The organism is Kiloniellales bacterium (assembly GCA_030064845.1).
Lineage (GTDB): Bacteria > Pseudomonadota > Alphaproteobacteria > Kiloniellales > JAKSDN01 > JASJEC01.
Window position 1 is genome coordinate 1 of record JASJEC010000059.1, and the last position, 24,341, is coordinate 24,341.

General features: G+C 67.0%; 24 protein-coding genes. 9 read left to right on the top strand and 15 right to left on the bottom strand.

The features are described from left to right. Positions 1-19: 19 nt before the first annotated feature. The 5 genes from QNJ67_17490 to QNJ67_17510 form a co-directional block, all read right to left on the bottom strand. Complete coding sequence (locus QNJ67_17490) at positions 20-676, bottom strand: glutathione S-transferase family protein (protein MDJ0610773.1); 657 nt, start codon at positions 674-676, stop codon at positions 20-22. A gap of 3 nt (positions 677-679) precedes the next feature. After that, positions 680-1,276: a hypothetical protein gene (locus tag QNJ67_17495; GenBank protein ID MDJ0610774.1), complete on the bottom strand. Its 597-nt coding sequence runs from the start codon at positions 1,274-1,276 to the stop codon at positions 680-682. 228 nt (positions 1,277-1,504) lie between these two features. Beyond that, positions 1,505-2,014, bottom strand: a complete 510-nt coding sequence (locus QNJ67_17500; GenBank protein ID MDJ0610775.1) for a hypothetical protein — start codon at positions 2,012-2,014, stop codon at positions 1,505-1,507. Positions 2,015-2,077: 63 nt separating this feature from the next. Then, positions 2,078-2,431 carry a hypothetical protein gene (locus tag QNJ67_17505; GenBank protein ID MDJ0610776.1) on the bottom strand — a complete coding sequence of 118 codons (354 nt, stop codon included), beginning with the start codon at positions 2,429-2,431 and terminating at the stop codon, positions 2,078-2,080. 43 nt (positions 2,432-2,474) lie between these two features. Further along, entirely contained in the window at positions 2,475-2,837 is a 363-nt protein-coding gene (locus QNJ67_17510; GenBank protein ID MDJ0610777.1) for a winged helix-turn-helix domain-containing protein, read from the bottom strand. A gap of 128 nt (positions 2,838-2,965) precedes the next feature. Here QNJ67_17510 and QNJ67_17515 point away from each other — a divergent pair, with 128 nt between their 5' ends. The 3 genes from QNJ67_17515 to QNJ67_17525 all read left to right on the top strand — a co-directional run bounded on the left by QNJ67_17515 (position 2,966) and on the right by QNJ67_17525 (position 5,186). Beyond that, entirely contained in the window at positions 2,966-3,628 is a 663-nt protein-coding gene (locus QNJ67_17515; GenBank protein ID MDJ0610778.1) for an XRE family transcriptional regulator, read from the top strand. Between the two features lie 121 nt (positions 3,629-3,749). Beyond that, positions 3,750-4,067: a hypothetical protein gene (locus QNJ67_17520; GenBank protein ID MDJ0610779.1), complete on the top strand. Its 318-nt coding sequence runs from the start codon at positions 3,750-3,752 to the stop codon at positions 4,065-4,067. 57 nt (positions 4,068-4,124) lie between these two features. After that, positions 4,125-5,186, top strand: coding sequence for a GGDEF domain-containing protein (locus tag QNJ67_17525; GenBank protein MDJ0610780.1), 1,062 nt, complete (start codon positions 4,125-4,127; stop codon positions 5,184-5,186). Between the two features lie 12 nt (positions 5,187-5,198). Here QNJ67_17525 and QNJ67_17530 read toward each other — a convergent pair whose 3' ends face one another. Further along, a complete protein-coding gene (locus tag QNJ67_17530; GenBank protein MDJ0610781.1) occupies positions 5,199-5,654 on the bottom strand; it encodes a hypothetical protein in 456 nt (151 codons plus the stop codon). A 449-nt stretch (positions 5,655-6,103) separates the two neighbouring features. Here QNJ67_17530 and QNJ67_17535 point away from each other — a divergent pair, with 449 nt between their 5' ends. After that, positions 6,104-7,429: an adenylate/guanylate cyclase domain-containing protein gene (locus QNJ67_17535; GenBank protein ID MDJ0610782.1), complete on the top strand. Its 1,326-nt coding sequence runs from the start codon at positions 6,104-6,106 to the stop codon at positions 7,427-7,429. Positions 7,430-7,667: 238 nt separating this feature from the next. Here QNJ67_17535 and QNJ67_17540 read toward each other — a convergent pair whose 3' ends face one another. The 7 genes from QNJ67_17540 to QNJ67_17570 form a co-directional block, all read right to left on the bottom strand. Beyond that, positions 7,668-8,657, bottom strand: coding sequence for a zinc-dependent alcohol dehydrogenase family protein (locus QNJ67_17540; GenBank protein MDJ0610783.1), 990 nt, complete (start codon positions 8,655-8,657; stop codon positions 7,668-7,670). 6 nt (positions 8,658-8,663) lie between these two features. Further along, positions 8,664-11,090 carry an FAD-dependent oxidoreductase gene (locus QNJ67_17545; GenBank protein MDJ0610784.1) on the bottom strand — a complete coding sequence of 809 codons (2,427 nt, stop codon included), beginning with the start codon at positions 11,088-11,090 and terminating at the stop codon, positions 8,664-8,666. Between the two features lie 448 nt (positions 11,091-11,538). Continuing rightward, a complete protein-coding gene (locus tag QNJ67_17550; GenBank protein MDJ0610785.1) occupies positions 11,539-11,733 on the bottom strand; it encodes a hypothetical protein in 195 nt (64 codons plus the stop codon). Between the two features lie 124 nt (positions 11,734-11,857). After that, positions 11,858-12,541: a response regulator transcription factor gene (locus QNJ67_17555; GenBank protein MDJ0610786.1), complete on the bottom strand. Its 684-nt coding sequence runs from the start codon at positions 12,539-12,541 to the stop codon at positions 11,858-11,860. 358 nt (positions 12,542-12,899) lie between these two features. Further along, positions 12,900-14,480, bottom strand: coding sequence for a HAMP domain-containing sensor histidine kinase (locus QNJ67_17560; protein MDJ0610787.1), 1,581 nt, complete (start codon positions 14,478-14,480; stop codon positions 12,900-12,902). Between the two features lie 19 nt (positions 14,481-14,499). Continuing rightward, a complete protein-coding gene (locus QNJ67_17565; GenBank protein ID MDJ0610788.1) occupies positions 14,500-16,176 on the bottom strand; it encodes an ABC transporter ATP-binding protein in 1,677 nt (558 codons plus the stop codon). Continuing rightward, a complete protein-coding gene (locus QNJ67_17570) occupies positions 16,173-17,246 on the bottom strand; it encodes a hypothetical protein (protein MDJ0610789.1) in 1,074 nt (357 codons plus the stop codon). The genes QNJ67_17565 and QNJ67_17570 overlap by 4 nt, the downstream gene beginning before the upstream one ends. Before the next feature lie 330 nt (positions 17,247-17,576). On the opposite strand from QNJ67_17570, the gene QNJ67_17575 reads away from it, so the two are divergent. Then, positions 17,577-18,371, top strand: coding sequence for a hypothetical protein (locus QNJ67_17575; protein MDJ0610790.1), 795 nt, complete (start codon positions 17,577-17,579; stop codon positions 18,369-18,371). 2 nt (positions 18,372-18,373) lie between these two features. On the opposite strand, the gene QNJ67_17580 is transcribed toward QNJ67_17575, so the two are convergent. Both QNJ67_17580 and QNJ67_17585 read right to left on the bottom strand, forming a co-directional pair. Next, positions 18,374-19,576, bottom strand: a complete 1,203-nt coding sequence (locus QNJ67_17580; GenBank protein ID MDJ0610791.1) for an MFS transporter — start codon at positions 19,574-19,576, stop codon at positions 18,374-18,376. Between the two features lie 76 nt (positions 19,577-19,652). Continuing rightward, entirely contained in the window at positions 19,653-20,630 is a 978-nt protein-coding gene (locus tag QNJ67_17585; GenBank protein MDJ0610792.1) for a helix-turn-helix domain-containing protein, read from the bottom strand. Positions 20,631-20,746: 116 nt separating this feature from the next. Here QNJ67_17585 and QNJ67_17590 point away from each other — a divergent pair, with 116 nt between their 5' ends. The 4 genes from QNJ67_17590 to QNJ67_17605 all read left to right on the top strand — a co-directional run bounded on the left by QNJ67_17590 (position 20,747) and on the right by QNJ67_17605 (position 24,182). Next, positions 20,747-21,529 (top strand): class II aldolase/adducin family protein, encoded by a 783-nt coding sequence (locus QNJ67_17590; protein MDJ0610793.1) that lies wholly within the window; start codon positions 20,747-20,749, stop codon positions 21,527-21,529. Between the two features lie 19 nt (positions 21,530-21,548). Further along, a complete protein-coding gene (locus tag QNJ67_17595) occupies positions 21,549-22,349 on the top strand; it encodes a phytanoyl-CoA dioxygenase family protein (protein ID MDJ0610794.1) in 801 nt (266 codons plus the stop codon). Positions 22,350-22,630: 281 nt separating this feature from the next. Next, positions 22,631-23,392, top strand: coding sequence for an aspartyl/asparaginyl beta-hydroxylase domain-containing protein (locus QNJ67_17600; protein MDJ0610795.1), 762 nt, complete (start codon positions 22,631-22,633; stop codon positions 23,390-23,392). Positions 23,393-23,417: 25 nt separating this feature from the next. Beyond that, positions 23,418-24,182, top strand: coding sequence for an aspartyl/asparaginyl beta-hydroxylase domain-containing protein (locus tag QNJ67_17605; protein ID MDJ0610796.1), 765 nt, complete (start codon positions 23,418-23,420; stop codon positions 24,180-24,182). Positions 24,183-24,341 lie beyond the last annotated feature (159 nt).

Below are 24,341 nucleotides of genomic sequence, written 5' to 3' on the forward strand. Positions count from 1 at the left end.
GCTCTAGCGAGCAGCGCGTTCAGTAGGCGAGCCGGCCGCGCAGCGCCTCGAAGGACACCATGACGGCCCGGCGGTAGGCCTCGCGTTGGGCGAGGTCCTCGTACCAGCGGGCAATGTTGGGCAGGCGGGCGCGCTTGATCGGCAGCTTGAAGTACCGGAAGAGGATCGCGCCGAGCGGGATGTCTGCCATGGTGAGGTGGTCTCCGGCCAGGTAGCGGCAGGACTCGAGCCGGGTCTCGACCAGCCGGAGCTGGCTGGTCAGGACCGCGAGCGTCTGGGCGATCGCCGCCTTGTCCTGGTCGGCCGCCGGCGTGCGCACGGTCAGCCAGAACAGCTTGTTGCCGGCCGCGTAGGGCACCGCCTGGCACCAGGTCATCCATTGGTCGGCCACGGCGCGCGCACCCGGATCGTCGGGCCAGAAGGTCCCGGCGGCATAGCGGGCGGCGAGGTAGCGGACGATCGCCATGCTCTCCCAGACCACGACCTCGCCGTCGCGCAGGGTCGGCACCCGGCCGTGGGGATTGAGCGCCCGGAATCCAGGGTCGTCGAGGCCCCCATGGGCGCCGCCCAGCTCGACATGCTCGAAGTCCAACCCTATCTCGCCCAGCGTCCAGAGCACCTTCTGGACGTTGTCCGAGCTGCCGCGGCCGTAGAGCGTCAGGGCGGGCGCGGACACCGCTTATTCGCCCGAGCCGAAGAGCTTCGACTCGTTGACAATGAAGCTGGCGAAAGGCTGGGCCCGCTCGGACTGCTCCATCATCTGGCCGACGAAGGCCGGGTCCGCCTTGTAGGGCGCGACGATCGCGTCGAGACGGCTGGCGTTGATTGCTCCGAGATGCCGGTAGCGCTCGAGATCGATCTCGCCCCGGATCAGGCGCGCGCCGTCGGCCGCTTCCTTGCGGAAGTAGGCCGCGAGCTCCGGCCAGCCCAGGTCGTCGGCAAGTTGGCTGAGATGCGCCTGCTCGCGGGTAAGGACCTTGAGCGCCCAAAGCGCCTCGTGCTCGCCGCGGACGAGCTTGGGAACCACGTCGCGGTTGGCGTCGACCTCGACCAGGCCCCGCACCACCAGCAGGAAAGCCTTGCGGTCCCGCGGCGGCAGGCTGCGCACATCGGCGACCAGCCCCGACCATTCCGCCAGCGCCTCGCGCGCCGCCTTCTCCGCCTCGCCCTCGGCCCAGGCCTCGGCCCGCGCCCCGGGGGCGACGGAGTAGAGGGGGGCCGCCCAGAGCGGGAACGCGGCCAGAAGCAGGCAAGAGACGCGGATCAGAGCGAGCATGATCCGGAACCTAGAGAAGAGGCGCGGGACGGGCAACCGGGCTTGAGAGCGGGTCGCGGGATCACGCAAGGATCCCGATCTAACGCTTGAAGCCCTTGATCACGGTCATCCTTCGACAGGGGGCGAAGCCCGGCGCTACGCGCGGATGAGGGAAAGTGCCTGAAACACTCCGCCCTCACCCTGAGCTTGTCGAAGGGTGATGGTTCCGGCTGAGCACTTTTTCAGCAGCTACATGCCCCGATGATCGGCGAGCGCGTCGAGGGCGCGCCGCAGGGCCTCGGCGCCGCGGGCCGGCGCCCGGTCGAGGCAGCAGGCCGCCTCCAGGGCGCGCCAGTGCGGACCGAGCGCGCGGGCGGTGTCGAGGTAGCGCTTGTGGTTCCAGGCCTGACGGTCGCTCATCTCACTCTGGTCGCGGCCGCCCTCGTGGTAGCGCCAGACACCCTCCGCGAGGTCGTGGGTCTCGACGTAGAGCCGGCGGAGCCAGAGCCCGGCCTCCAGGCGCCGGCGCGCCGCGGCACCGCCCGGCGGCCCGAGCGAGGCGCGGCGATAGAGCCGGTCCAACAGGCATTCCTCCTGGTTGAAGGGGAGGGTGACGCCGGCCGCGATGGTCTCGATGCGGACGATCGCCGGCCCCTTGGCCAAGCGCTCGGCGGTCGGCTCCGTCTGGGCCGCGGCGGTTTGCGCGCGGGAGTCCACGGCGTCCCGCCCGGTCCGGATCCGGCGGGGCTTACGGGCCATGGACGCGGGCCCCCGTCGCCCGGCGTCCCGGCATGCCACGCGCCAGGCGCCGCGCGGTCCCGCTCATGTCTCCTCCCGCGGGTCGCCCCCGGGATCGGGGATCAACCCCTCGGGCAGGAGCGCCTCGTCGTGGTCCGGCCAGGCATCGTCGGGCCAATCGGTTCCGGGTATTTCAGTTTCGGGCACCTCGGTTTCGGGTGCCTCGGTCTCCGGCACGCCGGTTCCGGGCCAGAGCTCGGCCCAGGGGACGGAGGGCGCGCGCTCCTCCGGCTCGTACTCGCTGTCCGCACCCTGCCACGGCGTTCGCTGCAGGCAGTCGTAGAGGTCCGGCACCTTGGCCCCGTCGTCGTCCGGGTCATCGTCCGGGGCGGTGATGGGGTCCGTGTCTCGGTCCTTCCGGTCTGGTCTTGTGGTCATGCACTCCTCGGAGATCAAATTGGGGGCGATCAATTGGGGGCGATCAGGTCGATGGGGCGGGCGAGTCCCCGCCGGCGCGCCGCCGTGCGGCGAACTCCAGATGAAAGCCGTAGCCGCGGTCCGTCTCGATGACCGATCGGCCCAGGCGCTTGCGGAACTCGCGGCGCAGGGCGTGGACGTGAACGTGCAGGGTGTTGGGCTGGGGCGGGTTCGGCCCGTAGACCTTGTCGATCAGGATGTCGCGGCTGATCGGGCCGCCGCCGGCGTCGAGCAGCACCGAGAGGATGTCGGCGCCGATCGGCCTGACCGGCACCCAGGTCCCGTCGATCCAGACCTGGTGCGCGCCGGGAACGGCCCAGACCAGACCGGCGGGCGCGCTGCGTCCGCAGCACGGGCAGGGCTTCATGGCGGCGATCCTTTCCCGAGAGGCACGAGGGGACATATGTTCACGTTTTGTTCGATATAAAGCGAAACTTGGACAATATCAAGTGAATCTTGCTCGACTTCTGAAAGTTTGCCTTTAAGACTGAAACCATGGAGCAGACCCGAGTCCCGCGAACGGGGCCCGAGACCCTGGGTGCCCGGCTCGAGCGGGCGCGGAGCGGACGCGGCCTGACGCAACAGGACGTGGGCGACCATTTCGGCATCACGTCTCAGGCGATCTCCCAATGGGAGCAGGGCCGCACGCGCCCCTCGACCGGCCGCCTGCGCGCCCTGGCCGATCTCTTCGCCGTCAGCCTGGACTGGCTGCTCGACGGCGCCGAACAGACCGAGCGCCCCCGCCTGCTGCCGGTGATCGACGTGGTCCAAGCCGGCCACTGGTCGGAAGTGGCCGATCCCTATGCCGCCGGGGCCGGCGGTGACTACATCGCACCGGACGAGCCAGTCAGCGGCCAGGCTTTCGTCCTGGAGATCGAAGGCCGCTCCATGACCCCCGAGTTCGAACCGGGAGACCGGGTGATCATCGACCCTGCAGTGCCGCCGCGACCGGGCGATTTCGTCGTCGCCAAGCTGGATGGCGAGGAGTCCGCGACCTTCAAGAAGTACCGGCTCCGGCGCCACGACGACCGCGGCCGCGAGGTCATCGACCTCGTGCCCCTCAACCCCGATTGGCCGACCCTGACGCTCGACGAGAGCAATCCCGGGCGAATCGTCGGCACCATGGTGGAGCACCGCCGCTACCGCCGGGGGCCATAGCCTTGCTTGCCCGTTAAGCAAGGTCTGCTTCACAAAAATCAAGTCATGCTTACATTCCCGGGTCATTGCAGACACCGGGGAGCGGGCTCGTGGCGGTCGCCTCTGCGCGGTTCTTGTCGCCGTGACCCTCGGGCGCGACGCACAGCCGGATATCCTTTGCGGCGGCGATCCCCTGCGGCGCGGGTATCATCGCTGGCGGGCCCGCGCGGCGTGGCTGACGGGCAACATCGCCATCGAGTTGGCGGCTATCGGCAATCCCGCGCGCCCGCCGGCGCGCAAGGCGGCGGCGCGGCGCTGGATCGTCCTGGCCCAGGCCGAGCGCCGCCGGGCGCTCGGCGAGGCGCGGGCCTGCCGCGCCCTGATGGCCGGAAGAAGGGCGGCGATTTCGGAAGCTCGCGCTGAGCCGGGCATGGAGGGTTTGATAACCAAATCCTGCTAGTCCTGACCCGCTAGTTCAGCCCCCGAGGACTAATCTCAGCCAGCCCGGAGTGTCGCCATGCGCTACACGGAGAGTCACGACCAAGCGGTCGAGTACACCAAGGCCGCCATGAGCTTTCTGGATAAGCACGGCCTGACGCCCAATCCCGCCACCATGGCGGTGTGGTACGACTATGTCTCCGGCGCCAACCCCGGTCTCGTCTGGGCGGTCGACAAGGTGCTGAACGACGAGGGCGCCTTGAGCAATGACCGTTGCGAGGAGATCTATGAGCGGTACCTGCTCAACCCCTCGGAGCACAAGGTGCTCGACGACGCTTCCGAGCGCCTGCAGTCCTCCATGCAGGAAGTGCGGGCCTGTATCGGCGAGGCCGGCCGGGATCACGGTGCCTACGGCGAGGCGCTGATCGGTATCTCCAACCAGCTCGAGGGTGGCGGCACGGCGGAGGAGGTGGCTGGCCTGGTGCGCGGGATCCTGAGCAAGACGCAGCAGGTCATCGAGAAGAACAAGGCGCTCGAGCACCGCCTCGCGGAATCGAGCAAGGAGATCGAAGGCCTCAACCAGCACCTCCGCGAGATGCGCCAGCAGGCCATGTCCGACCCCCTGACCGGGATCGCCAACCGCACGTACTTCGATCTGCTGCTCCGCGAGGAGGCGGAACGGGCCGCGAGGGAAAAGCAGGACCTCGCGCTGATCTTCGCCGAGATCGAGAACTTCCGGGCCTTCAAGGAGATCTACGGCGCCGAGATCGGGGACGAGGTCATCAAGTTCGTCGCCGGCCGGCTCGGCCGGATCACCGGCAAGACCGGCACGCCAGCCCGTTACGGCGGCGAGGAGTTCGCCGTCATCCTGCCCCGCACCGGGCTTCCGGAGGCCGAGCAATTGGCCGACCGCATCCGCCAGGACCTGGGCGCGAACAAGCTCAAGAACCTGAAGACCGGCGAGCGCTACGGCGCGGTCAGCATGTGCTTTGGCGTCGCCGCCCACCAGAGCGGTGAACCGCTCGCCGAGTTCGTGAGGCGCGCCATCGAGACGCTCTACCAAGCCAAGGCGAAAGAGCAGAAGCGCGAGGCGCCCAAGCCGGAGCCGGAAGCCGCGGCCTCGCCCCTCGCGGGCGAGTAGGGCTGGGCCCGGCTAGCTGCTGAACCTGTCCAGCAGCCAGGCCACCAGCCGCGCCATGCGATCCTTGAAGTGGTTCCAGAGCTGGCGGCCGCTGCGGTTCGCGGTCAGGCCCCACGCGCAATCGGTGCTGCCTGAGCGCGCCTGGAAGTAGAAGCGGTCGCTGGCCTCGAAATCGCCGAAGCAGGTCAGCGCCTGGTCGCCCACCCTGCGGGACACCGAGAACTGCAGCACGCCGTCGCTCTCGCCGCTGCTGTTGCAATCGTAGCGCCGCCAGTCGCAGCAGCCTTCCTCGCCGGGCGCCAAGGTCCGGACATAGGGCGCGTTGCGGCCGGCGCCGTCGACGTCGACGACGAAGGTCAGCGCCTCGTCGGCGCGATTCTCGATGCAGAAGGCGGCCGCGGGTGCCGGCCGGCAGCAGACCAGGAGGGCGGCAAACAGAGCGGCGGCGATCGAGTGTCTGGCGAACATATCGGTGCGCCCGATAGCACGGGACGAAACGCGCATGGCAAGGCATCCGATGTTAGGACCGCGCTGTTAAGAAAGCGTGGGCAGGAAAGTCTCGTGACGATCCGCCTCCAATTCCCGGCGTTAGAGCAGATTGACAGAGGGGCAGGACATCAAGCTCGTTCCGTCTGAAGATGGTTCGTTCTCAGCCGTGAGCTCTTCAAGGACATGCGCGAGCCAGGTCCAACTACGGGGCCTCGAAGGCTGCTCCACGTCCCGGAGCGGAATCTTCTGGGCAAGACGGGCAAAGTCCGATTCTAGCCCGAAGCGGACATTTCTAATCGATCGCGGAGCATACCTCCATGTCGGGTGCTGACAGTTCTTAGCACTAACGAGGTGCGTTCATTGAAGCTTCACCCTGTCACGGAATTGGACAATAATCGATGTGCTGTGCTGTAGGGAAAACTTGAACCTTGGAGAGTTCTGCCATCACTGTCCAAGACACTGCATCGTCTGCAATCGAAGAACTCACCAATCGGCTGGCGTTGTCCGAAGCAGCTGAGGCCGCACTAGGTCAAATCATTCAGATCATCGCCCGATCTGCCGGGGACGTTGATCTGGCAATGCAGGCTACATTGTCTGGTGCGTTGAATCTGTGTGAAGCGCAGCTAGGCATTCTGTATCGCTACGAGGACCCGAAAGGTTACCGTGCGGATCACATGAAGGGCGTGCCCCAAGCATTTAGCGATTATCTCGTGGGACAAGGATGGTTCACGGTAGACCCACGCACCGGATTGGGGCGTATTGCAGAGCTAAACCAGCCCGTGAACATCTCGGATGTTGTAGGCGAGGACATTTATGAGAAGCGAGAGCCGCTTCGCGTGGCTACTGCAGAGCTCGGCGGTGCTCGATCTTTCCTCGCTGTTCCAATGTTGGCAGGCGAAGACTTAGTCGGCGCCTTCACGATATACCGACAAGAAGTCCGGCCATTCAGTGAAGTGGAAGTTGAGCTGCTGAGGCGCTTTGCAGATCACAGCGTCGTTGCATTAGAGAATGCACGGCTAATGCATGAAGCGAAGACGGTATCAGACCAATTAGCAGAAGTGAACAAGTCCCTTCAAGAGCGTGTGCGAACCCAAGTCGAGGAGCTTGAACGTCTTTCAATGCTCAAGAGGTTCCTACCTGATCAGGTTGCTGAGCTCGTGCTTACTGAGGAAAAGGAGGGTCTGCTTTCAAGCCACCGGAGAAAAATCGCGGCGCTCTTCTGCGATTTGCGTGGTTTCACTTCCTTTTCGGAAACTTCGGAACCCGAAGAAGTCATAGAAGTCCTTGAGCAGTTCCACAGCCTCACAGGAGAGGTTGTTAGAAATCATAATGGCACGATATCAAATCGCGCTGGAGACAATCTACTAGTTGTACTGAATGACCCTTTGCCAATTGAGAACGCCCCTGACGAGGCGGTGCAGCTCGCGATAGCGATGCGTGACTTGCTCCTCGATGCATGCCGTCGCTGGCAAGAGCTCGGGTATCAGCTTGGCGTCGGTTTTGGCATGGCGACAGGCTATGCGACACTGGGCCTTGTTGGTAGCTCGGGCCAATACGACTACACGGCGGTCGGGACAGTGGTCAACGTAGCCTCACGGCTTTGCAATGAGGCCAAGCACGGTCAGATTCTGTCTACTCAGCGATTGATTGCCGAGTGCCGCAAAGCACCGCGCTTCGAAGAAATAGGCGAACAAGAACTTAAGGGCGTTTCCCGCCCTGTGCAACTTTGCTCCATCGACCCAGTATCGGTCTGAGGCAGTCATCGAACCCTTGGACTAATCATCGCCCTACGACAACTATTGGCCGAATGCATCGTTAAAAGGTTGGCGGGAAACTTCGGTATGTCGGTTCTTGGCTAATCTGCGACGTCGGCGGCGGGTAAATCCATGTCTGGGGCTCCGCCGAAAGCGGACGTTGTCCGTACGTAATTTGTGCGTCCACGCCCTTTAAAGCGGCAGGCGATTGCCTTCGCCCCTTTGTTGCCCCGCGCTCTCAGCCCATCCGAAACAGGATCTTGCCGCCGCGGCTCTCCCGGTTGGCGTGGGCCAGGGCGGCCTTGGCCTCGGTCAGGGGATACTCCGCCTCGACCGGCACCGAAAACGTGCCGTCGATGAAGTGGCGGGCCATGGCGGCGTAGAGCGCGGTGATCTCCTCGCGGCTGGCGCTCCGCATGAAGCCGACCAGCCAGAAGCCCTTCAGGGTGATGTCGTGAATGATCGTCTGATAGGGCGTGATCATACAGGGCTCGCCGCTGAGGAAACCGTAGTTCACCACCGTGCCGCCGTCGCTCAGGCAGTCGGCCAGGCGCTGGCAGGCTAGTCCGCCGATTGCGTCGATCGCCAGCGGCAAGCGGGCCTCGGCGCCGATCTCGGCGCGGACCCGCTCGGCGAGGTCCTCGCCATCGACCAGCACCAGGTCGGCGCCGATCTCTCCCAGTTCCGGCACCAGCGCGTCCCGCCGGACGACGTTGACCGTCTTGATGCCGCGCTTGCCGGCGAGGCGGATCAGGTGGCGGCCGACAGCCGAGTTGGCGGCGTTCTGGATTACCCAGTCGCCGGCTTCGAGATCGACGTACTGGGTCAGCATCAGGTGCGCCGAAGGCGGGTTCGCCTTCAGCATGGCGGCGTCCTGGAACGAGAGTTCCTTCGGCAGCTTGATGAACTGCGACGCGGGGCCCAGCACCTTTTCGCACCAGTTGGCGCGGCCCAGGCTGATCACGTAATCGCCTGGCCGGAGATCGGCGACGTCGGGGCCGACCGCGGCGACCACGCCCGCGCCCTCGATACCGATCTGCGCCGGCAGGGTCTCGGGGCCCGGATAGCGGCCCTCGATGATCAGCAGGTCGGCCGGGTTGATCGCCGAGGCCTTGATGTCGACCAGCACCTCGCCGGCGCCGGGGGCGCCGGGCGCCGCCACCTCGCGGCATTCGCAGACCCGGTCGGGTTGGCCGTGGCCAAGCAGGAAAACCGCTTTCGACTCCATGGCGACTCAAACCCTCTCTGTTGACTTTACCGGCCGCATGCGCGCGCCCGAAGGATCATAGGCCGGCTTCATGGTGACCCGCGCCGGGAAGAGCGTTCGGGCGATGTCGACCGTAACCGCCTGGCCCTCCCGCGCCGCCTCGGCCTCGAGGTAGCCGAGCGCGACGGGCCTGCCGATCCGGTAGCCGAAGGCGGCCGAGGTGGTCTGGCCGATCACCGCGCCGTCCAGATAGACCGGCTCGTGCCCCAGGGGAACCGCCTCCGGGTCGTCGAGGACGATCGTCGCCATGCGCAGCTTCGGCCCGGCTTGCCGCCGCGCCTCGAGCGCGTCGCGGCCGATGAAGTCGCTCTCCCAGCGCACCGCGAAGGCGAGTCCGGCCTCGATCGGCGAGACGTCACCGTCGAGATCGTGGCCCATGGAGAGGAAACGCTTCTCGATCCGCATGGCGGTCTGGGCATAGAGCCCGGCCGGCCGGGCCCCGGCCGAGGCCAGGGCGTCGTAGAGCCGCTCGGCGTCCTCCGCCCGGCAGGTCAGCTCCCAGCCGGCCTCGCCGACGTAGGAAAGGCGCACCGCGTGGACCGGAACCCCGGCCACCTCGGCGGGCGCGTGGCGGAAATAGCCTAGGTCGTCGAGGGCGTCGGCGCCGAGCGAGCGGGCGAGCTCGGGCGCCGCGGGTCCCATCAGGGCGAGGACGGCCAGCGCCTCCGTCTCGTCGCTAAAGGTTACCCGCTCGCCGTCGCGCAGCTGACGACGGAGCCAGGCCAGATCCCGGCCGACCGCCGAGCTGCCGACCGACAGGCGGTAGCGCTGCTCGTCCAGGCGCAGGACGGTGAGGTCGCTCTCGAAGCCGCCGCGCTGGTTCAGCATGGCGCTGTAGATCGCGCGGCCCGGCGCCCGGGTCATGTCGTTGGCGCAGACCCGGTCGAGGAAGGCCTCGGCGTCCGGGCCCTCGACCAGGATCTTGCCGAAGGTCGAGAGGTCGAAGACCGCGGCGGCCTCGTGGGCCTGCATGACCTCGCGGCCGACCTGCTCGAACCAGGCCGGACGGCCGAAGGTTCCCTTCGCCTCCGGCCCGGCGCCGAAGTAGAGCGGCCGCTCCCAGGCGTAGACCTGGCCGAAGCGGGCTTTCTCGGCGGCCCAGCGCGCGTGCAGCGGGGTGTCGCGCAGACCCCGCGCCGAGGTCATCTGCCGGCCGGGGTAGGCGATCTCGTAGTGCTTGCCGAGCACTTCCGGGGCGCGCGCGGCGAGCGCCTCGACCCCGCTTTCGGCCGGATGGAAGCGCTTGGGGTCGGCCTCGTGGAGGTCGTAGGGCGTATGCCCCTCGACCATGCAGTGGGCCAGGGCCATGCCGGCGCCGCCGCCGGTGGCGACGCCCACGGAGTTCATGCCGCAGCCGAGGAAGAAGCCCCGCGTCTCGGCCGACTCGCCGAGCAGGAAGGACCCGTCGGAGGTAAAGCTCTCCGGTCCGTTCAGCAGCATGCGCACCTCCGCGGTCTCCAGAACCGGCAGGCGGTGCAGGGCGTTCAGCATCATGGGCTCGAAGTGCTCCCAGTCCTCCGGCAGCAGTTGAAAGGCGAAGTCCTCGCCCAGGCCGGCTGGGTCGAGCGGCTTGCCCCGGGGCTCGAAGCAGCCGACCAGGAGTCCCTGGGACTCGTCCCGGATGTAGAGGTGGCCGTCGTGGTCGGAGAGCGTGGGCAGGTGGTGTTCCGCGCCGGCGACCGGCTTGGTCAGCAGATAGAAGTGCTCGCAGGGCCAGACAGGCGCCGAGACACCGGCCATGGCGGCGCCGGCGCGGCTCCAGAGGCCGGTGCAGAGCGCCACGGCATCGCAGCGGATCGTGCCGCCGGCGGTCTCGACGCCGACCACCTTGCCGCCCTTGACCTGGATGCCCGTGACCGGCGTGTCCTCGAATGTCCTGGCGCCGCGCGCTCGCGCGCCTTTGGCCAGGGCGGCGCAGAGATCCGAGGGATTGACCCGGCCGTCGACCGGCGACCAGACCGCGCCAAGAACGTCGTCGAGACGCATCAGGGGCCAGAGCTCGCCAGCCTGGCCGGCCGAGATGAATTCGGCGGGCACGCCGAAAGAGTGCGCCAGGGCTTCCTGGCGCCGGATATGGACCAGGCGGTCCGGGTTGGTGGCGATCGACAGCGAGCCCTTGTTGATCCAGCCGGTGGCCTGCCCGGTCTCCTGCTCGAGTTCGGCGTAGAGCCCGATGCTGTACTGGATCAGCCGGGTCAGGTTGCGGCTCGAGCGGAGCGCCCGGACCTGGGCCGCGGAATGCCAGGTGGTGCCGCTGGTGAGTTTGTTGCGCTCGAGCAGCACGGCGTCCCGGACCCCGAGCTTGGCGAGGTGATAGAGCGTCGAGCAGCCCATGACGCCGCCGCCGATCACCACCGCGCCGGCGTGGGAGGGAAGGGGAGGTGTGTCAGCCATGCTTCCTCACGAAACACCGCGCGCCCTGGAGGATCACGCAACGGCCCATTTCAAAGCCTGTAGAGGCTCTGCATCAAGACCTAACCGCGGAGTGGGCGGGGTTGGGGGACTCCGTGGGCGGTTTCGGGGCGGCCGAATCTGCCCTCTGACGCATGCCGGCGGGGCTTCCTATAGGCTGCTTGACGCGCGCCCGGGCGCCGGACAGGATCGCTCTGTTACCGCACGCAAGGAGTTCGAGAAAGCGATGGTGGTTACGGAAAAGTCCTGCATTTGCAGGGGGATCGTCACCCGCACCTATCGCGAAATGATCGCGAAGGGATGCGACGACGGGGACGCGTTTCGGTCGGCGGTCACGGTTTACCAGCTCCGCCACCCCGAGGTGACCAGAGAGGAGGCTCCTTATGTCGTCGCGGAGTGGATCTGCGACGACTCGGAGCGATAGCCGTCCTCAGGTAACCGATCGAGCGTGTTGCGGCTTTGAGCCCGCACGCGAGGCGGGCGAAGCCGTGTGCGGCACCGCGGCGCTGTCATCCCGGATCGCCTTCCACGCCATCGCGACCTTGAGCGAGTTCTCCTGCGACGGATTGTGCGCATAGGCCCTGACGGCCATCTTGGCCGCGGACCAGAGTTCCTTCCGCGCCATCGGATCCTCCCGTAGATCCCTTCTGACTAGTTGTAGACATCATAGCGCGAACAGCCAGTGCGCGAGGTTGCATTTATGTGACAATTTCCGCTGCGCCGTTCCTTCCGGCACGCGCCGGAACTCGTCATACGCCTTTGGAAAGCCGGTAGCCGGCGCCGCGAACGGTCTCGATCAGCGCGCCGTGGCGCCCCAGTTTCTTGCGCAGCCGGGCCACATAGACATCGACCACGTTGTTCAAGGGATCAGCGTTAACACCCCAGGCCGCGTTCAGGATTCTCTCGCGCGAGAAGACTTTCCCCGGGCGGCCGAGAAAGAGTTTCAGGATCTCCCGCTCCTTGCTGGTCAGGACGACCCGGGCATCGCCGCTATAGGCCTCGAGGGACTGGGTGTCGAAACGGATCGGGCCGACCGACAGCACTTGATCTGGGCTCAGGCCGGGTTCGAAGCCCATGCCGCGTCGGGCCAGGGCCTCGATGCGTGCCAGGAACTCGTCGAAGTCGAAGGGCTTGGCCAGGTAGTCGTCCGCGCCCAGCCGTAGGCCTGCAACGAGGTCATCGACCCGGTCAAGGGCGCTCAGCATGAGTACCGGAGTCAGGTTCCCGCGCGCGCGCATTCTGCGGCAGACGTCCTGGCCGCTGATCCCCGGCAGCATCACGTCGAGCACGATCACGTCGAAACTCTCCTGCTCGATCATGCCGAGGCCGGTCTCGCCATCGGGCGCGACGGTTACGGTCCAGCCTTCGGACTTCAATCCGCTCTGAATGAATTCGGCGACGCGCGCCTCGTCTTCTACCAGGAGAACGTGCATCTCTTCCTCTTCCCAAAGCGTGACGTTCCGATCTCCCCTTCGTCACCGCCGCGCTACCCCAAGAGACTGGTTCCAAGGCAGTTCTTTGCTTCTCATTAACCATGAAGACAACGATTGAGCGGGCCATCTATTCCCGTTTGGCAACTCAATTTTGGGGCGGATTTCTCGCGCGGTGGGCGTCGCCTCTGCTCGTCAAGCGGGCAGAGGCGGAGTCTGGACCTTGGGTGGAATGAGCGCACTGGGGCTGACGAGGGGCGCAGTCCGGCGCAACGCCCGGATCATAGGAACCTCAAACCTGCCTTCCCATTTGCGGCTGCGCAGGCCAGCGAAACAGGCTCCGCTCTAGGGTCCACAGACCCTACGCAACCACCTCGAGATTGCCTCGCTTTGGCAGGGTGAAGGTGACCGTCAGGCCGTCGCCGGGCCGGCTGTCGAGGGCGATAGCACCGCCGTGGGCCTCGACGATCGCCTTGGCCATCGGCAGGCCCAGGCCGACACCCTCCTGATAGTGCGCTGCCGCGTTCGATCCGCGGAAGAAACGTTCGAACACGCGGCTCTGCTCGTTCTCAGTCAAGCCGGGACCATTGTCTTGAACGGCAATCGCATAACCGCCGGGCGCGGGATCCAAGCGGAGTTCGATCGAGCTGCCACCGTAGCGCATGGCGTTCTCCAGCAGGATCAGCACGACCTGGCGAACGCGCCCGGCGTCGGCACGGACCTCCACCTTCTCGACGTTTGCGGTGAAATCAATCTGAGCATGGTGCTGCTCGGAAATCGTCCTGTGCTGGTCGACGATCTTGGCGAGCAGATCGGCAAGATCGATCAGCTCGAGCCGCAGGCGGTTCTCGCCCGCCTCGCGCCGCGCGACGAAGAGCAGATCGTCCACCAGCCCCGCCGTATGCATCGCCGCGTCGCGGATGTTGGAGAGCGCGAGGCGGTAGGGTTCGGCGGACTGTTTGTCGCCGCGCAGGGCGATATCGGCCTCACCACGAATGATGGTCAGCGGCGTCCGCAGTTCGTGGCTGACGTCGGCCAGCAGCCGCTTGCGGTTGCTGTCGCTTTCCTTCAAGGCCCCGAGCAGACGCTCCAGGTCCCTGGTTCGTTCGGAGACCGCGCTCTCCAGGTGAGCGTTAGCGTTGGAGAGCGCCCGCTCGCGCGAGGCCACCTCCTCCGCCATCTTGTTGAAGGCATGCCCCACCTCGTGGAGCTCATTGCGGCCGAGGATCTTTATCCGATGCTCGAGGTCGCCCCGCGCCAGGGCCGAGGCACCGCCGAGCAGTCTAGAGATCGGCTCCTGTAGGTCACGCCGGAGGATCCAAATGCTGGCGGTCGCCGCAGCGATCGCCATCAAGGTGACGAGGACGGCGAGCAGCCGGAATTGGCGGATCATTTCGGCGGTGGCTGCGCGTTCGGTTGCGACTTCCCGCGCCTCCTCGGCGATTGCTTCCTGGATCAGCTGATTGAAATCGGTGTCAATGCGTTCATCCAGGGTGTAAGAGAGCCTTTCCCAATAGCTGGAAAACTGCTCCCTGTCTCGTGAGCCCATGACGTCCTGGTGCTCGACCAGCAGTTCTTCGATCAGGCTCTCGATCCGCTCCAGGTTCTCCAGCTCGGCGATCTCCTCTTCGCCAATCACGCGGATCGAATCGGCGGTCGAGCGGCGTATGAGCGCAATGTCGGCGCGAATCTTGCCGAGCAACTCTGTCTCTCCCCGGCCGCGGTCCCGGTCGCCAATCAGCATGGCGTCGCCGAATTGCTTGAACAGCTGATAGGTGTGGTTGGAAAGCGACAGGTAGGCCTCGTACTCCTGGTGCGCGAGGTTGAGGCGTTCCATGCGGAAGGCGGCCTCGCGGGCGCAGAGAATGGCTAGCGAGGTGCCGACGACCGCAATGGCAAGCAGCAGGCCGAACGATAGATAGAGCTTCGAGATAATGCGCATCTTCTATAAACCTTGGCGATCAAGCGACGGCGCGGATGCCGCCATTATGGGTTTGTGCGCCCATGCCGGCAAACGTGGCTTCCGGCGGCCCCTGCGCGATTGAGGATCCGTTGGAAAGAACCCAGACTTGATCCGCGGCCCGGGCGATCGCGGGGTCGCGCGTGGCAAGCAGGACTGTCGCCGCCGTATCGCGAAACAGCTTCGTCAGGGTATCCCGCCCGGCACTGTCGAGGGCGCCTTCGACATCGTCGATTAGTAGCAGCGCCGGCTTGGCCAGCGCGGCGCGGATCAGCTGAACGCGCCTTGCCTCGCCCTCGGAGAGATTGCGGCCATCGGCCGAAACGCGGCCGTCCAGGCCGCCAAGACGTTCGAGCACGGGACCCAACCCAAAATCCCGCGCGACCACTTCGATCCTCGAGTCGTCGGGACGCGGGGAGATTCCCAGAGTCAAGGCTCGCCGCAGGCTGCCGCGTAGGATCGGGGAGCGGGGGCCGACATAGACGAGCCGTCGCTGACGCTCGGCCAAGGGCAGGTGTCTCAGGTCGACGCCGTCGATCGCAACGCTGCCCTCCGCCGGTTCTTCCAGGCCGGCGGCCAAGGCGAGACAGATCGACTTTCCCGCGCCGTTCGGCCCGAACACCGCAATCTTCTCACCCGGCGCGGCTGCCGCCGTGAAGTCGCGCAACACACCTGCGCCGACCGATTGGTACGCGATCTGGGCCGGCGCGTCGCTTCGTTCACCGGCTTTGCCGCTGGGCAGGGTCAGACTAGGCGACGCCAGCACGTCCTCGATTTTGCCGCGCGCGATCCTCCAGGCGCAGCGGCGGTCCCAGACTCCGGCAAGGTCGCGCAAGGGCTGAACCAGGATGCCGATGACCGCGAGGGCCGCCGCGGCCTCCGCCGGTGCCGCCGCGCTCGTGAACGCGGCCCCTAGCAGGGCCGCCGCGCCTGCCGCAAGACCGAGGTCGGGTAGGCTCTTGAGCGTGGTCATGCCGAAGATGCGGCGCACGGATGCCTGACGCAGTTCCGCGCCGCGCCGGTTCAGCGACATGAGTTCCTTTTGAGCGCGTCCGAGTATGGTCAGCTCGGGAGCGGCCGACACGCGCTCCATGGTGTCGATCGCCAGATTGGCGCGCCGCTTGCGCAACTCACGATGCAGCGGCTCGAGTCCGGGCGCGAGCGCCAGCATGGCGAGGACGCACAGCAGGACGGGGAGGGAAGCCGCAGCTGCCAGGGATGGGTTCAGCAGCCACAGGACGGCAGTCGCCGCGGGGACAACGATGAGAGCCGAAATGATACGGGCGACACCAAGCCCGGCCCAATGCCGCGCCGTCGCCAGATCGCCGACAAAGCGCAGGGCGAGGGCGCCGCTGCGGCGGTTGGCGACGACGCCGGCCGGTAGGCTGGCAAGATGCGCGAAGAGGACATGGCGCAGCGCAATTGCGAAATCCTGACCGACGCTCTCGGCCGCGACCCGCCCAAGCACGCGTAGGCCGGCGATCGCCACACCGCCGAGAAAGAGCAGCAGCAGCGAGCTGATCGGGATTGGGCCCGGGCCGCCATGCAGGGCGAAGAAGATTTCTCGGGTCTCGTAGGCTACGAGGCCGGCCGCGATGCCCTGACCAACAGCGCTGGCGGCGACTATGGCGACGCCGCGCGCCCGGCCTCCACCGAAGACCCCTGGGATGCGGCTCACGCCACTTCTCTCTGTTCGGTTCGCGCGCTGGGTAGCCAGCTGGGTGTAACCCGCGACACCGCTTCCGGATCACAGAGCGCGCTGCGGGTCAGCACCGGCAGCCCGACCTTTGCTTCCGCCTCGGCCGACGCCAAGGGCGAGCAGGTGAAGCGGCCGGACAGGGCGAAGGGTTCGAGCCCCATGGCGCGCAGTTGTGCCACGCCGCCAACGGCGCTGACCGCGTCGGAGGCGGCGAAGAGGATGCCGTCGGCGACCGCGCGGATCCGCGAGTCCTGCAGCAGGCGCGCGGTCTCTTGCTGGTAGAGGCCATCGGCCAGTTCGACGACCATGACATCCGCGCCTTTGGCCGCCGCATCGGCGACGAGGCTTTCGAAGCCCCTCTCGATCCGACTCAAGGGTTGGCCGTAAGTCGAGGCCATGCCAGCATCGGTGAAATCGGATACGAGGGGAACGCCGGCGTCCAGAAAGGCGTTGAAGTCGCCGAAGGCGCCGGTCCCGGTCGCCTTGATCCCGGCGACCCGATACCCCGCGCGGCCGAGGCCGTGGGCGAAGCTGACTGCCGCCGTGGTCTTGCCCGCGTTCATTGATGTGCCGACGACGAGGACCACGGTAACGCCGCCAGGCATAGACCGGTCGGGCAGGGCATAGCGCGCAATGTTTATGACGCTGCCCTCCCGGTCTGTAAGCAGGCCGAGGGGCTTGATGCGCGTCGGAGCCGACATCTGCTCGTGGGCGAGCCGCGTCTCCCCGAAGAGTCCGCCGCCGGCGATCAGGTCAGCGCCGGCCGGGTCGAGCTTGGCTCGGGCCTCGAACTGGTCGGGCGCGTAGCGCGCGCCGCACACGGCGACGACGAAGTCGCCCGGGTAGAGTTCCGAGTGCCGGCCAGAAGAGAGCTGGACCCTCCGGTGCTGCCCCAGCCGCGTGACCTGGCCCAGAACCAGGTCGCCGGAAACCGCATTCGAGACCTCGGCGCGGAGTCCCTGAACGTCCGCACGTTCGACGCGTCGGGTGGTGAAGGCCCACTTGCTGGCGGCGGGAAGGGGCGTGTTGCCGATGGCGGTCAGTGGCATGGCATGTCCTCTCTGTTTCAGTCCGAACCCGTGTCGCCTTCTTAACCTGAGGTGCCGACGTGAAAGTCGATTGAAACCGATGTGAAGCAAGCCTGAAGGGCACATTAAAATCTACTGAAGGAACGGGGCCGCCGGGTCCCGGAAGCCCTGAGAGCAGTCCGCGCTTGATCGGGGCTCTCGCGTAACCCCGTTTCAGCGCGAACCGCTCTGGCGAATTCGATGCCAGCAAAACGACCCGGGCGATTTACACGACTCATCTGCTATAGTTTTTTGAAGGTTCCTGTTGCTCCAGCGTATTACCGTGACCGAGGGATTGGCGAGAACAGAGCCATGAAGACATACATCGCTCAATTCACCGCCGGCGCGTCGCTGCTGCTGTCCGCCTGCACGAGCGCACCGGAAGTACGGCCCAACGTCGGCGATGGGCAGATCACCCCGCGCGAGATCTCGCCCGGCGAAAGTTTCGAGGTCTCCTTCACGCTCTTCGTGAACGATCCCACGGTGGTCGAGCGGATCTACCTGCGCGGCCTACCCCAGAACACCGTCGCGGCCGGCACCCGCACGGAACTGGCGCCGCCGACCAAACAGAGCAGCGATTACCGCGCGCGCTTCGAGGTCAAGGCGCCGGCCATGGACGGCCAGCACAACCTCGAGCTGGTCATCGTGACGTCGGGCAAGACTTACGTCGCGCCCTTTGGCGCCCTCGCGATCAGGGACACGCCGAGCCGGATCCTGCATTCCCAGTTTCTCCCCGGTTCACACGCCGCCGCGGACTGCCAGACGGGCACCAGACTGCTGACCTTCGAGTACGCGGTGGCCGACGAGAACGGCGCGGCGGACTTCGTCGGCCCGACTCTTCTCCCGGTCGACCAGGGATCGGACGGCTTCGTGTTCTTCCCGCGCTGGGAGCCGATCTACTGGCTCGGCGGCAAGCCCGGCATCGCGCTGAACCAGCCGACCGACAGCGCGAGGACCGAGGAGCTGGTGACCAGCAAGATCAGGATCAACTGCCGCATGCCGCAGGCCTCGCTGTACCAGTACGACGTCAAGGGGCAGAGCATTTCCCGCCTGACCGGCCGGTCGACCGACGCCGAGGCGATCCGCGTGCGCTACTTCGTGAAGTAGCGTTACGCCGCCGGATCCGGGTCGGCGCCCCGGGCAACGCGCCAGGCGGCGAGCAGGGCCGCGAGACCGGCGAGCGAGATCACGACGGCGAGGGCAAGCACGAGGTCGTAGCCCCCGGCCTCCCAGCCCAGGGCGGCCAGCGTGGGTCCGAGCGCGTAGCCGGCCATGTAGGGCACGGCCAGGAAGCCGGCGACGATGCCGAAGTTGCGCCTGCCGAGCAGCAGCGCGGTGACCACCGGTCGGACGATGCTGGTGACCCCGTTGCCGGCGCCGTGGAGGATGACGAAGACCGCCACGAGCCCCGGCACGAGGCCGGCGCCCCAGAGCGCGGCGGCGGCCAGCGCCAAGGCCAGATAGCAGGAACAGGCGATCGCCAGCGTCGAGACCCGGCGCTCGGCCGCCATCATGGCCAGCCGGCCGGCGACCTGCATGGGGCCGATCATCGAGGCGGCCAGCACCGCGGCCTCGGGGTGGACGCCGCGATCGTCCAGGATCGGCAGGATGTGGGTGATGATCATGCTGTGGTCGAGCGCACTCAGCGCGAAGGCCAGGGCCAGGAACCAGAAGGTCAGGGTCTTGGCCGCGCCCAGGGCTTCGGTCAGCTTCGGGCTGGCGGCGGGCGCCTCGTTGGCCGCATGCTGCTCCGCCCGGCGGCAGCCGGTCCAGACCAGGGGCACCACGACCAGCGCGACGACCGCGGCGAAGACCGCGACGGCGCCGCGCCAGCCAACCGTTGCCACCAGCGCGTCGGCGCTCGGGAAGGAGACCGTGCCGGCGAAGCCGGCGACCAGGGTGACCAGGGTAATCGCCCGCTTGGCCTGGGCCCCCATGGCGCGGGTCAGCACCGCGAAACAGGCCTCGTAGAGCGTCGCCGACATGGCGACGCCGAGGCCGATCCAGATGCCGTAGAACTGCCAGAGCGCGGTGATCTGCGACAAGGCCGCCAGCAGCGCCGCGGCGAGCAGGGCGCCGCCGGCGAAGGCCTGGGTGCCGTAGCCGCGGTCGATGATCCTCCCGGCCAGGGGCGCGAGCGCGCCCGACACCAGCAGCGCCATGGTGAAGGCGGCCGAGAGCTCGGTCTTCGACCAGCCGAGGTCGCTCTCCCAGGCCGGCAGCAGGGCCGGGAAGGCGTAGTAGGTCGCCGCCCAGATCAGCGTCTGCGCCAGCGCGAGCGGCCAGACGATGCGTCGGAAGGAGTGCTTCACCTTCGGGTCTTGGCCCCGCGCGATCGAAGCCGTGAATTCTAGAGCGCGCCGGCGGGTTGGCAAACGCCGGCGGGGCTCAGGTCCCGGCGACGTCGAGGCGGGCGCGCGAGGGCGGCAGGCCGGTGACCCGCTTGAAGGCGTGCGAGAAGGAGGGCGCATCGGCGAAGCCGACCGCGGCGGCGATCTCCGCGATGCCCAGATGGCTGTAGCGCAGCAGGGTCCGCGCCCGCTCGAGACGCAGGCCGAGGTAGTAGGCCGACGGCGACTGGCCCAGGTGGACCCGGAACAGGCGGCGCGCCGTCGAGGCCTCGACCGAGGCGCGCCGGCAGACCTCGGCGACGGGGAGCGGCGCCTCGAGGCGGCTCTGCATGACGGCGACGAGCCGGGCGAGGCGCCGGTCGATGCCGGCCAGTCCGCTCGGCAGCCGGTCGCGCCCGTCCGCCACCGGGTCCGGCGGGAACGGGAAGCTCAGCCCTTGGGCGACCCTCTCGGCCAGCGCCCGGTCCCGGGTCCGCTCGATGAGTGCGAGCAGCATGTCCAGGGTGGCGATCCCGCCGGCGCTCGAGAGGCGGCGTCCCTCGAAGGCGAAACGCCGGTCGGGCAGGATCGAGGCGCCGATCTCCTCGCGGAACGGCGCCGCGACCTCGTGATGCACCGCGATGCGTTCGCCCTTCAGCAAGCCGGCGCGGGCCAGGACCAATGCGGCGGTATCGACGCAGCCCACGATGCCGCCGAGACGGTCCTGCCGGCGCAGCCAGGCGAGCAGGCCCGGGGTGCAGGCCGCTTCCGGCTCGTAGGCCGTCAGGACGATGGTGACCGGCGAAACCGGCAACTCGGCCAACCGGGCCCGGGGCGTGATCGCCGGGCCGCTGGACGAGGGGACCGGCGCCCCGGTCTCGCCGGCGACGATCCAGTCGTAGGCCGGAACCACGCTCTCGCGGTTGGCGATGCGCAGCCCGTCCATGCAGATCGCCAGGGACGTGAAGGAGAAGAGGGGCGCCACCACCAGGGTGACCGGCAGCGGCCCGTCAGGCGGCGATACCCGGAGGCTCATAGATGAAATATTGCATGTATTGCGTGTTCAAGACAAGGAATTGCTCGCTTCGAGCAAGCGTGGGGGCGTGAGCGGGATTAGCCTGCCGGAAACGCCGCCATCCCGGGAGACCCGCCATGACCCTTCAGAGCCTGCCTCGGACCCCGCCCCATACGTCGCGGGCGGCCTGCACGCCGGCGGAATGGGAGACCCGCTGCGACCAGGCCGCGCTCTATCGTCTGCTCGACCACTACGGCATGTCCGATCTGGCGAACCAGGTGATCGGCGCCCGGATCAAGGACGATCCGGACCACTATCTGCTCCACCAGTACGGCCTGTTCTACGAGGAGATCACGGCCTCTTCCCTGATCAAGACCGACGGCGAGGGCCGCGCGCTCGATCCGGCCATGCCGCAGCCGGTCGACGGCGCCCAGAACCTGGCCAAGTGGATCTTCGGCACCCGGCCCGAGGTCAACTTTTTCATCCACGGCCACTGCGAGGACGTCATGGCGGTCAGCGCTACCAAGAAGGGCCTGCAGGCGGTGTCCCAGGCGGCGGTCTACCTGATGCACCTGGTCACCTACATCGACTACGAGTTCTTCGAGGACGAGGAGTACGGTGAGAAGTTCAAGCGCACGCTGGGCGACAAGGGCATCATGATCACCCGGAACCACGGCTACTACGTGCTGGGCCGGAGCGCGCCCGAGGCCTTCTTCCGCACCTACTTCCTGCGTCAGGCCTGCTCGGTCCAGGTCAAGACGCTCGCCATGAAGGACGAGCCCCACATCATCGACCCGCAGCAGGTTGCGCGCATGCAGGACCAGATGTACGAGTCGGAACACTACAACTACGATGGCACGACGGAGTGGGCCGCCCTGCTGCGCAAGCTCGACCGGGAGCAGCCCGACTACAAGACCTAGGAACGCCGCGGAGGCCTTCATGACGAGAGGGAACGTGCCTGAGATCGCGGAACGCTACCGCCGTGACGGCTTCGTCGCGCCGGTCGACATCCTGGATGTCGAGGAAGCGCAGCGCCACCGGTCGGCCATGGAACGGGCCGAGGCCGCATTCGGCCCGCTGCATTACCGCCCCAAGGTCCACACGATCCTGCGCTCGCCCATGGCCTTGGCGTCCGATCCGCGCGTCCTGGACCTGGTCGAGGCGATGATCGGACCGGACATCCTGCTCTACAACGCGACCTACATCATCAAGGAGCCGGGCAGCCACGCCCACGTGAGCTGGCATCAGGACCTGACCTACTGGGGATTTGACGGCGACGACCAGGTCACCTTCTGGTTGGCCCTCTCGCCGGCCACGGCGGAGAGCGGCTGCATGCGCATGGTGCCGGGCAGCCACCGCCAGGGACGGCGGGATCACGAGGTCACGCAGGACGAGACCAACGTTCTCCTCCAGGGCCAGACGGTCCCGGGCGTGTCCGAGGCGGCGGCGGTGACCTGCGCCCTGCAACCCGGACAGGCCTCGTTTCACCACGGCTGGACCCTTCACGCCTCGACGTCCAACGCGAGCCGGGACCGGCGGATCGGACTGAACGTGCAGTACCTGGCTCCGAGCATGCGCCAGACCAAGCACGACGGTCATACGGCCATGCTGCTGCGCGGAAAGGACCGCTACGGCCACTTCGGCCGCGACCTGCCTGCCGAGGCGGATCTCGACCCGGCGGCGCTGGTGCGCCGAGACGCTCTCGAGCGGCTCTACAACGAGACTGCCGGCACCGGCTAGGGACGGGGCCGGAGTCGAAACGAGACTTGCCGTGCGAAGGGAAAGCCATTACTAGTGCGCGGAACTTGATGCCGGTCAAGGTGGGGTCGTCTTCAGGCTGTTAGCGGTCGGTGTTTTCCCTCGGACTCGCAGAGCTCGAGCGGCCGATTGCCCATCACGATCCAAATAGGAGCAGCCGAGACGTCGAGCGATCTTGCGCCGAGGCGTGCTCGGGTATGATCGCGGACCGGCCGATCGACGAAAGGCGGAAGCGAGCCCTTCCAGACAGCCCAGAGGAAGAGATGAAGAGCGACAAGCATCAGCGGAAACCCATCGTCAAGCTGGGACTCAAGCTGCGGCGGGTGGTCAATCGGATCCTCGTCAAGCAATCCAAGGTCGGCGACCCGCCGGTATTCGACACGGCGGTCTTCCCCTGGACCCGGGAGCTCGAGGCCAACTGGGAGACGATCCGCGACGAGGCCTACGAGATCATGCGGCATCGCGACGCCGTGCCGCCGCTCAGCGATGTCTCGCCGGACCACCGCAAGATCGCGACCGACCAGAGCTGGCAGTGCATGTTCCTCTGGGGCTACGGGATTAAGGTGCCGGCCAACTGCGCCCGGGCGCCCAAGACGGCCAGCATCGTGCAGAACATCCCCGGCATGCGCTCGGCGCTGTTCTCGATCCACGCGCCGGGGCTCCACATCCCGCGCCACAAGGGCGTCACCAAGAGCATGCTGACCTGCCACCTCGCGCTCAAGGTGCCGCGGGAGCGCGAGAAGTGCCGGATCCAGGTCGACGAGCAGACCCTGGTCTGGGAAGAGGGCAAGACCATCGTGTTCGACGACGTCTATCATCACGAAGTCTGGAACGACACCGAAGACGACCGCATCATCCTGCTGGTCCAGTTCGACCGCCCGGTGAGCTGGTTCGGCAAGCTGGTCGGCGACAGTTTCCTCAGCCTGGTGCGCTGGAGCCCCTTCATCCAGGAGGCCCGCACCAACCTTCAGGACTGGGAGCGCCGTTACAAGGAATCCGAGGCGGCGCAGGACAAGGCGGCCTGAGGCCGCAGGTTTGAAGGATCGAGTCATGGCAGGTGCCGACAAGAAGAACCGCAAGTACAAGCTGGTGCGCCCGGTCCGGCGCTGGGTCAACCGCGTGATCCAGCGCAATTCGCTGGTCGGCGACGAGCCGTCCTACGATCCGGACATCTTTCCCTGGACCCGGGAGCTGGAAACCCACTGGGAAGCGATTCGCGACGAGGCCATGGCGATCTGGCAGCACAATACCGCCATTCCTTCCTTCGCCGATGTCGTGCCGGGCACCAGCAAGATCGTCTACGAGGACACCTGGCGCACCTTCTTCCTCTACAACTACGGCCACCGCGTCGAGGAGAACTGCCGCCGGGCGCCGGCCACCGCCAAGGCCGTCGAGCAGATCCCCGGCATGACGCTGGCCATGTTCTCCTTCCTCGATCCGCAGCTCCACATTCCCCGGCACCGCGGCGTCAGCAAGTACTACCTGACCTGCCATCTCGGTCTGAAGGTCCCGGCCGAGCGGGAGAAATGCCGCATCGAGGTGCGCGACCGGACGCTCTACTGGAAAGAAGGCAAGACCATCGTGTTCGACGACATGCACGAGCACGAGGTCTGGAACGACACCGACGAGCACCGGGCGGTCCTCTTGATCCAGTTCGCCCGTCCGACCGCCTGGCCCGGCCGTCTGGTCGGCGAGGGCTTCCGGGCGGCGCTCAGCCTGAGCCCGATCGGCCGCGACGTCCGCCAGCGCTTCAAGAAGTGGGAAGACAAGTACGCCCGCAGCGAGAACGAAGCCGGGAGCGGCGCTCAGAGCTGACCCGGCCGTCCCGCCGGCACCGCGGGTTGCCCACTACTTGTCCGGCAGGGGGATGAACTCGTCCTTGTCGTCGGGCGGCAGCTGGAAGCGGCCGTGGGCCCAGTCGCCCGCGCGCCAGGCCTCCTTGGCGGCCTCGATCTTCTCCTGCGACGAGGCCAC

Excerpts from the sequence above, each read along its gene's own strand:
- QNJ67_17515 (MDJ0610778.1), top strand. The coding sequence starts at position 2,966 with ATGGAGCAGACCCGAGTCCCGCGAACGGGGCCCGAGACCCTGGGTGCC.
- QNJ67_17595 (MDJ0610794.1), top strand. The coding sequence starts at position 21,549 with ATGACGAGAGGGAACGTGCCTGAGATCGCGGAACGCTACCGCCGTGAC.
- QNJ67_17570 (MDJ0610789.1), bottom strand. The coding sequence starts at position 17,246 with ATGCCACTGACCGCCATCGGCAACACGCCCCTTCCCGCCGCCAGCAAG.
- QNJ67_17560 (MDJ0610787.1), bottom strand. The coding sequence starts at position 14,480 with ATGCGCATTATCTCGAAGCTCTATCTATCGTTCGGCCTGCTGCTTGCC.
- QNJ67_17550 (MDJ0610785.1), bottom strand. The coding sequence starts at position 11,733 with ATGGCGCGGAAGGAACTCTGGTCCGCGGCCAAGATGGCCGTCAGGGCC.
- QNJ67_17505 (MDJ0610776.1), bottom strand. The coding sequence starts at position 2,431 with ATGACCACAAGACCAGACCGGAAGGACCGAGACACGGACCCCATCACC.
- QNJ67_17530 (MDJ0610781.1), bottom strand. The coding sequence starts at position 5,654 with ATGTTCGCCAGACACTCGATCGCCGCCGCTCTGTTTGCCGCCCTCCTG.
- QNJ67_17510 (MDJ0610777.1), bottom strand. The coding sequence starts at position 2,837 with ATGAAGCCCTGCCCGTGCTGCGGACGCAGCGCGCCCGCCGGTCTGGTC.
- QNJ67_17500 (MDJ0610775.1), bottom strand. The coding sequence starts at position 2,014 with ATGGCCCGTAAGCCCCGCCGGATCCGGACCGGGCGGGACGCCGTGGAC.
- QNJ67_17540 (MDJ0610783.1), bottom strand. The coding sequence starts at position 8,657 with ATGGAGTCGAAAGCGGTTTTCCTGCTTGGCCACGGCCAACCCGACCGG.
- QNJ67_17600 (MDJ0610795.1), top strand. The coding sequence starts at position 22,631 with ATGAAGAGCGACAAGCATCAGCGGAAACCCATCGTCAAGCTGGGACTC.
- QNJ67_17590 (MDJ0610793.1), top strand. The coding sequence starts at position 20,747 with ATGACCCTTCAGAGCCTGCCTCGGACCCCGCCCCATACGTCGCGGGCG.
- QNJ67_17545 (MDJ0610784.1), bottom strand. The coding sequence starts at position 11,090 with ATGGCTGACACACCTCCCCTTCCCTCCCACGCCGGCGCGGTGGTGATC.
- QNJ67_17585 (MDJ0610792.1), bottom strand. The coding sequence starts at position 20,630 with ATGAGCCTCCGGGTATCGCCGCCTGACGGGCCGCTGCCGGTCACCCTG.
- QNJ67_17495 (MDJ0610774.1), bottom strand. The coding sequence starts at position 1,276 with ATGCTCGCTCTGATCCGCGTCTCTTGCCTGCTTCTGGCCGCGTTCCCG.
- QNJ67_17575 (MDJ0610790.1), top strand. The coding sequence starts at position 17,577 with ATGAAGACATACATCGCTCAATTCACCGCCGGCGCGTCGCTGCTGCTG.
- QNJ67_17525 (MDJ0610780.1), top strand. The coding sequence starts at position 4,125 with ATGCGCTACACGGAGAGTCACGACCAAGCGGTCGAGTACACCAAGGCC.
- QNJ67_17555 (MDJ0610786.1), bottom strand. The coding sequence starts at position 12,541 with ATGCACGTTCTCCTGGTAGAAGACGAGGCGCGCGTCGCCGAATTCATT.
- QNJ67_17605 (MDJ0610796.1), top strand. The coding sequence starts at position 23,418 with ATGGCAGGTGCCGACAAGAAGAACCGCAAGTACAAGCTGGTGCGCCCG.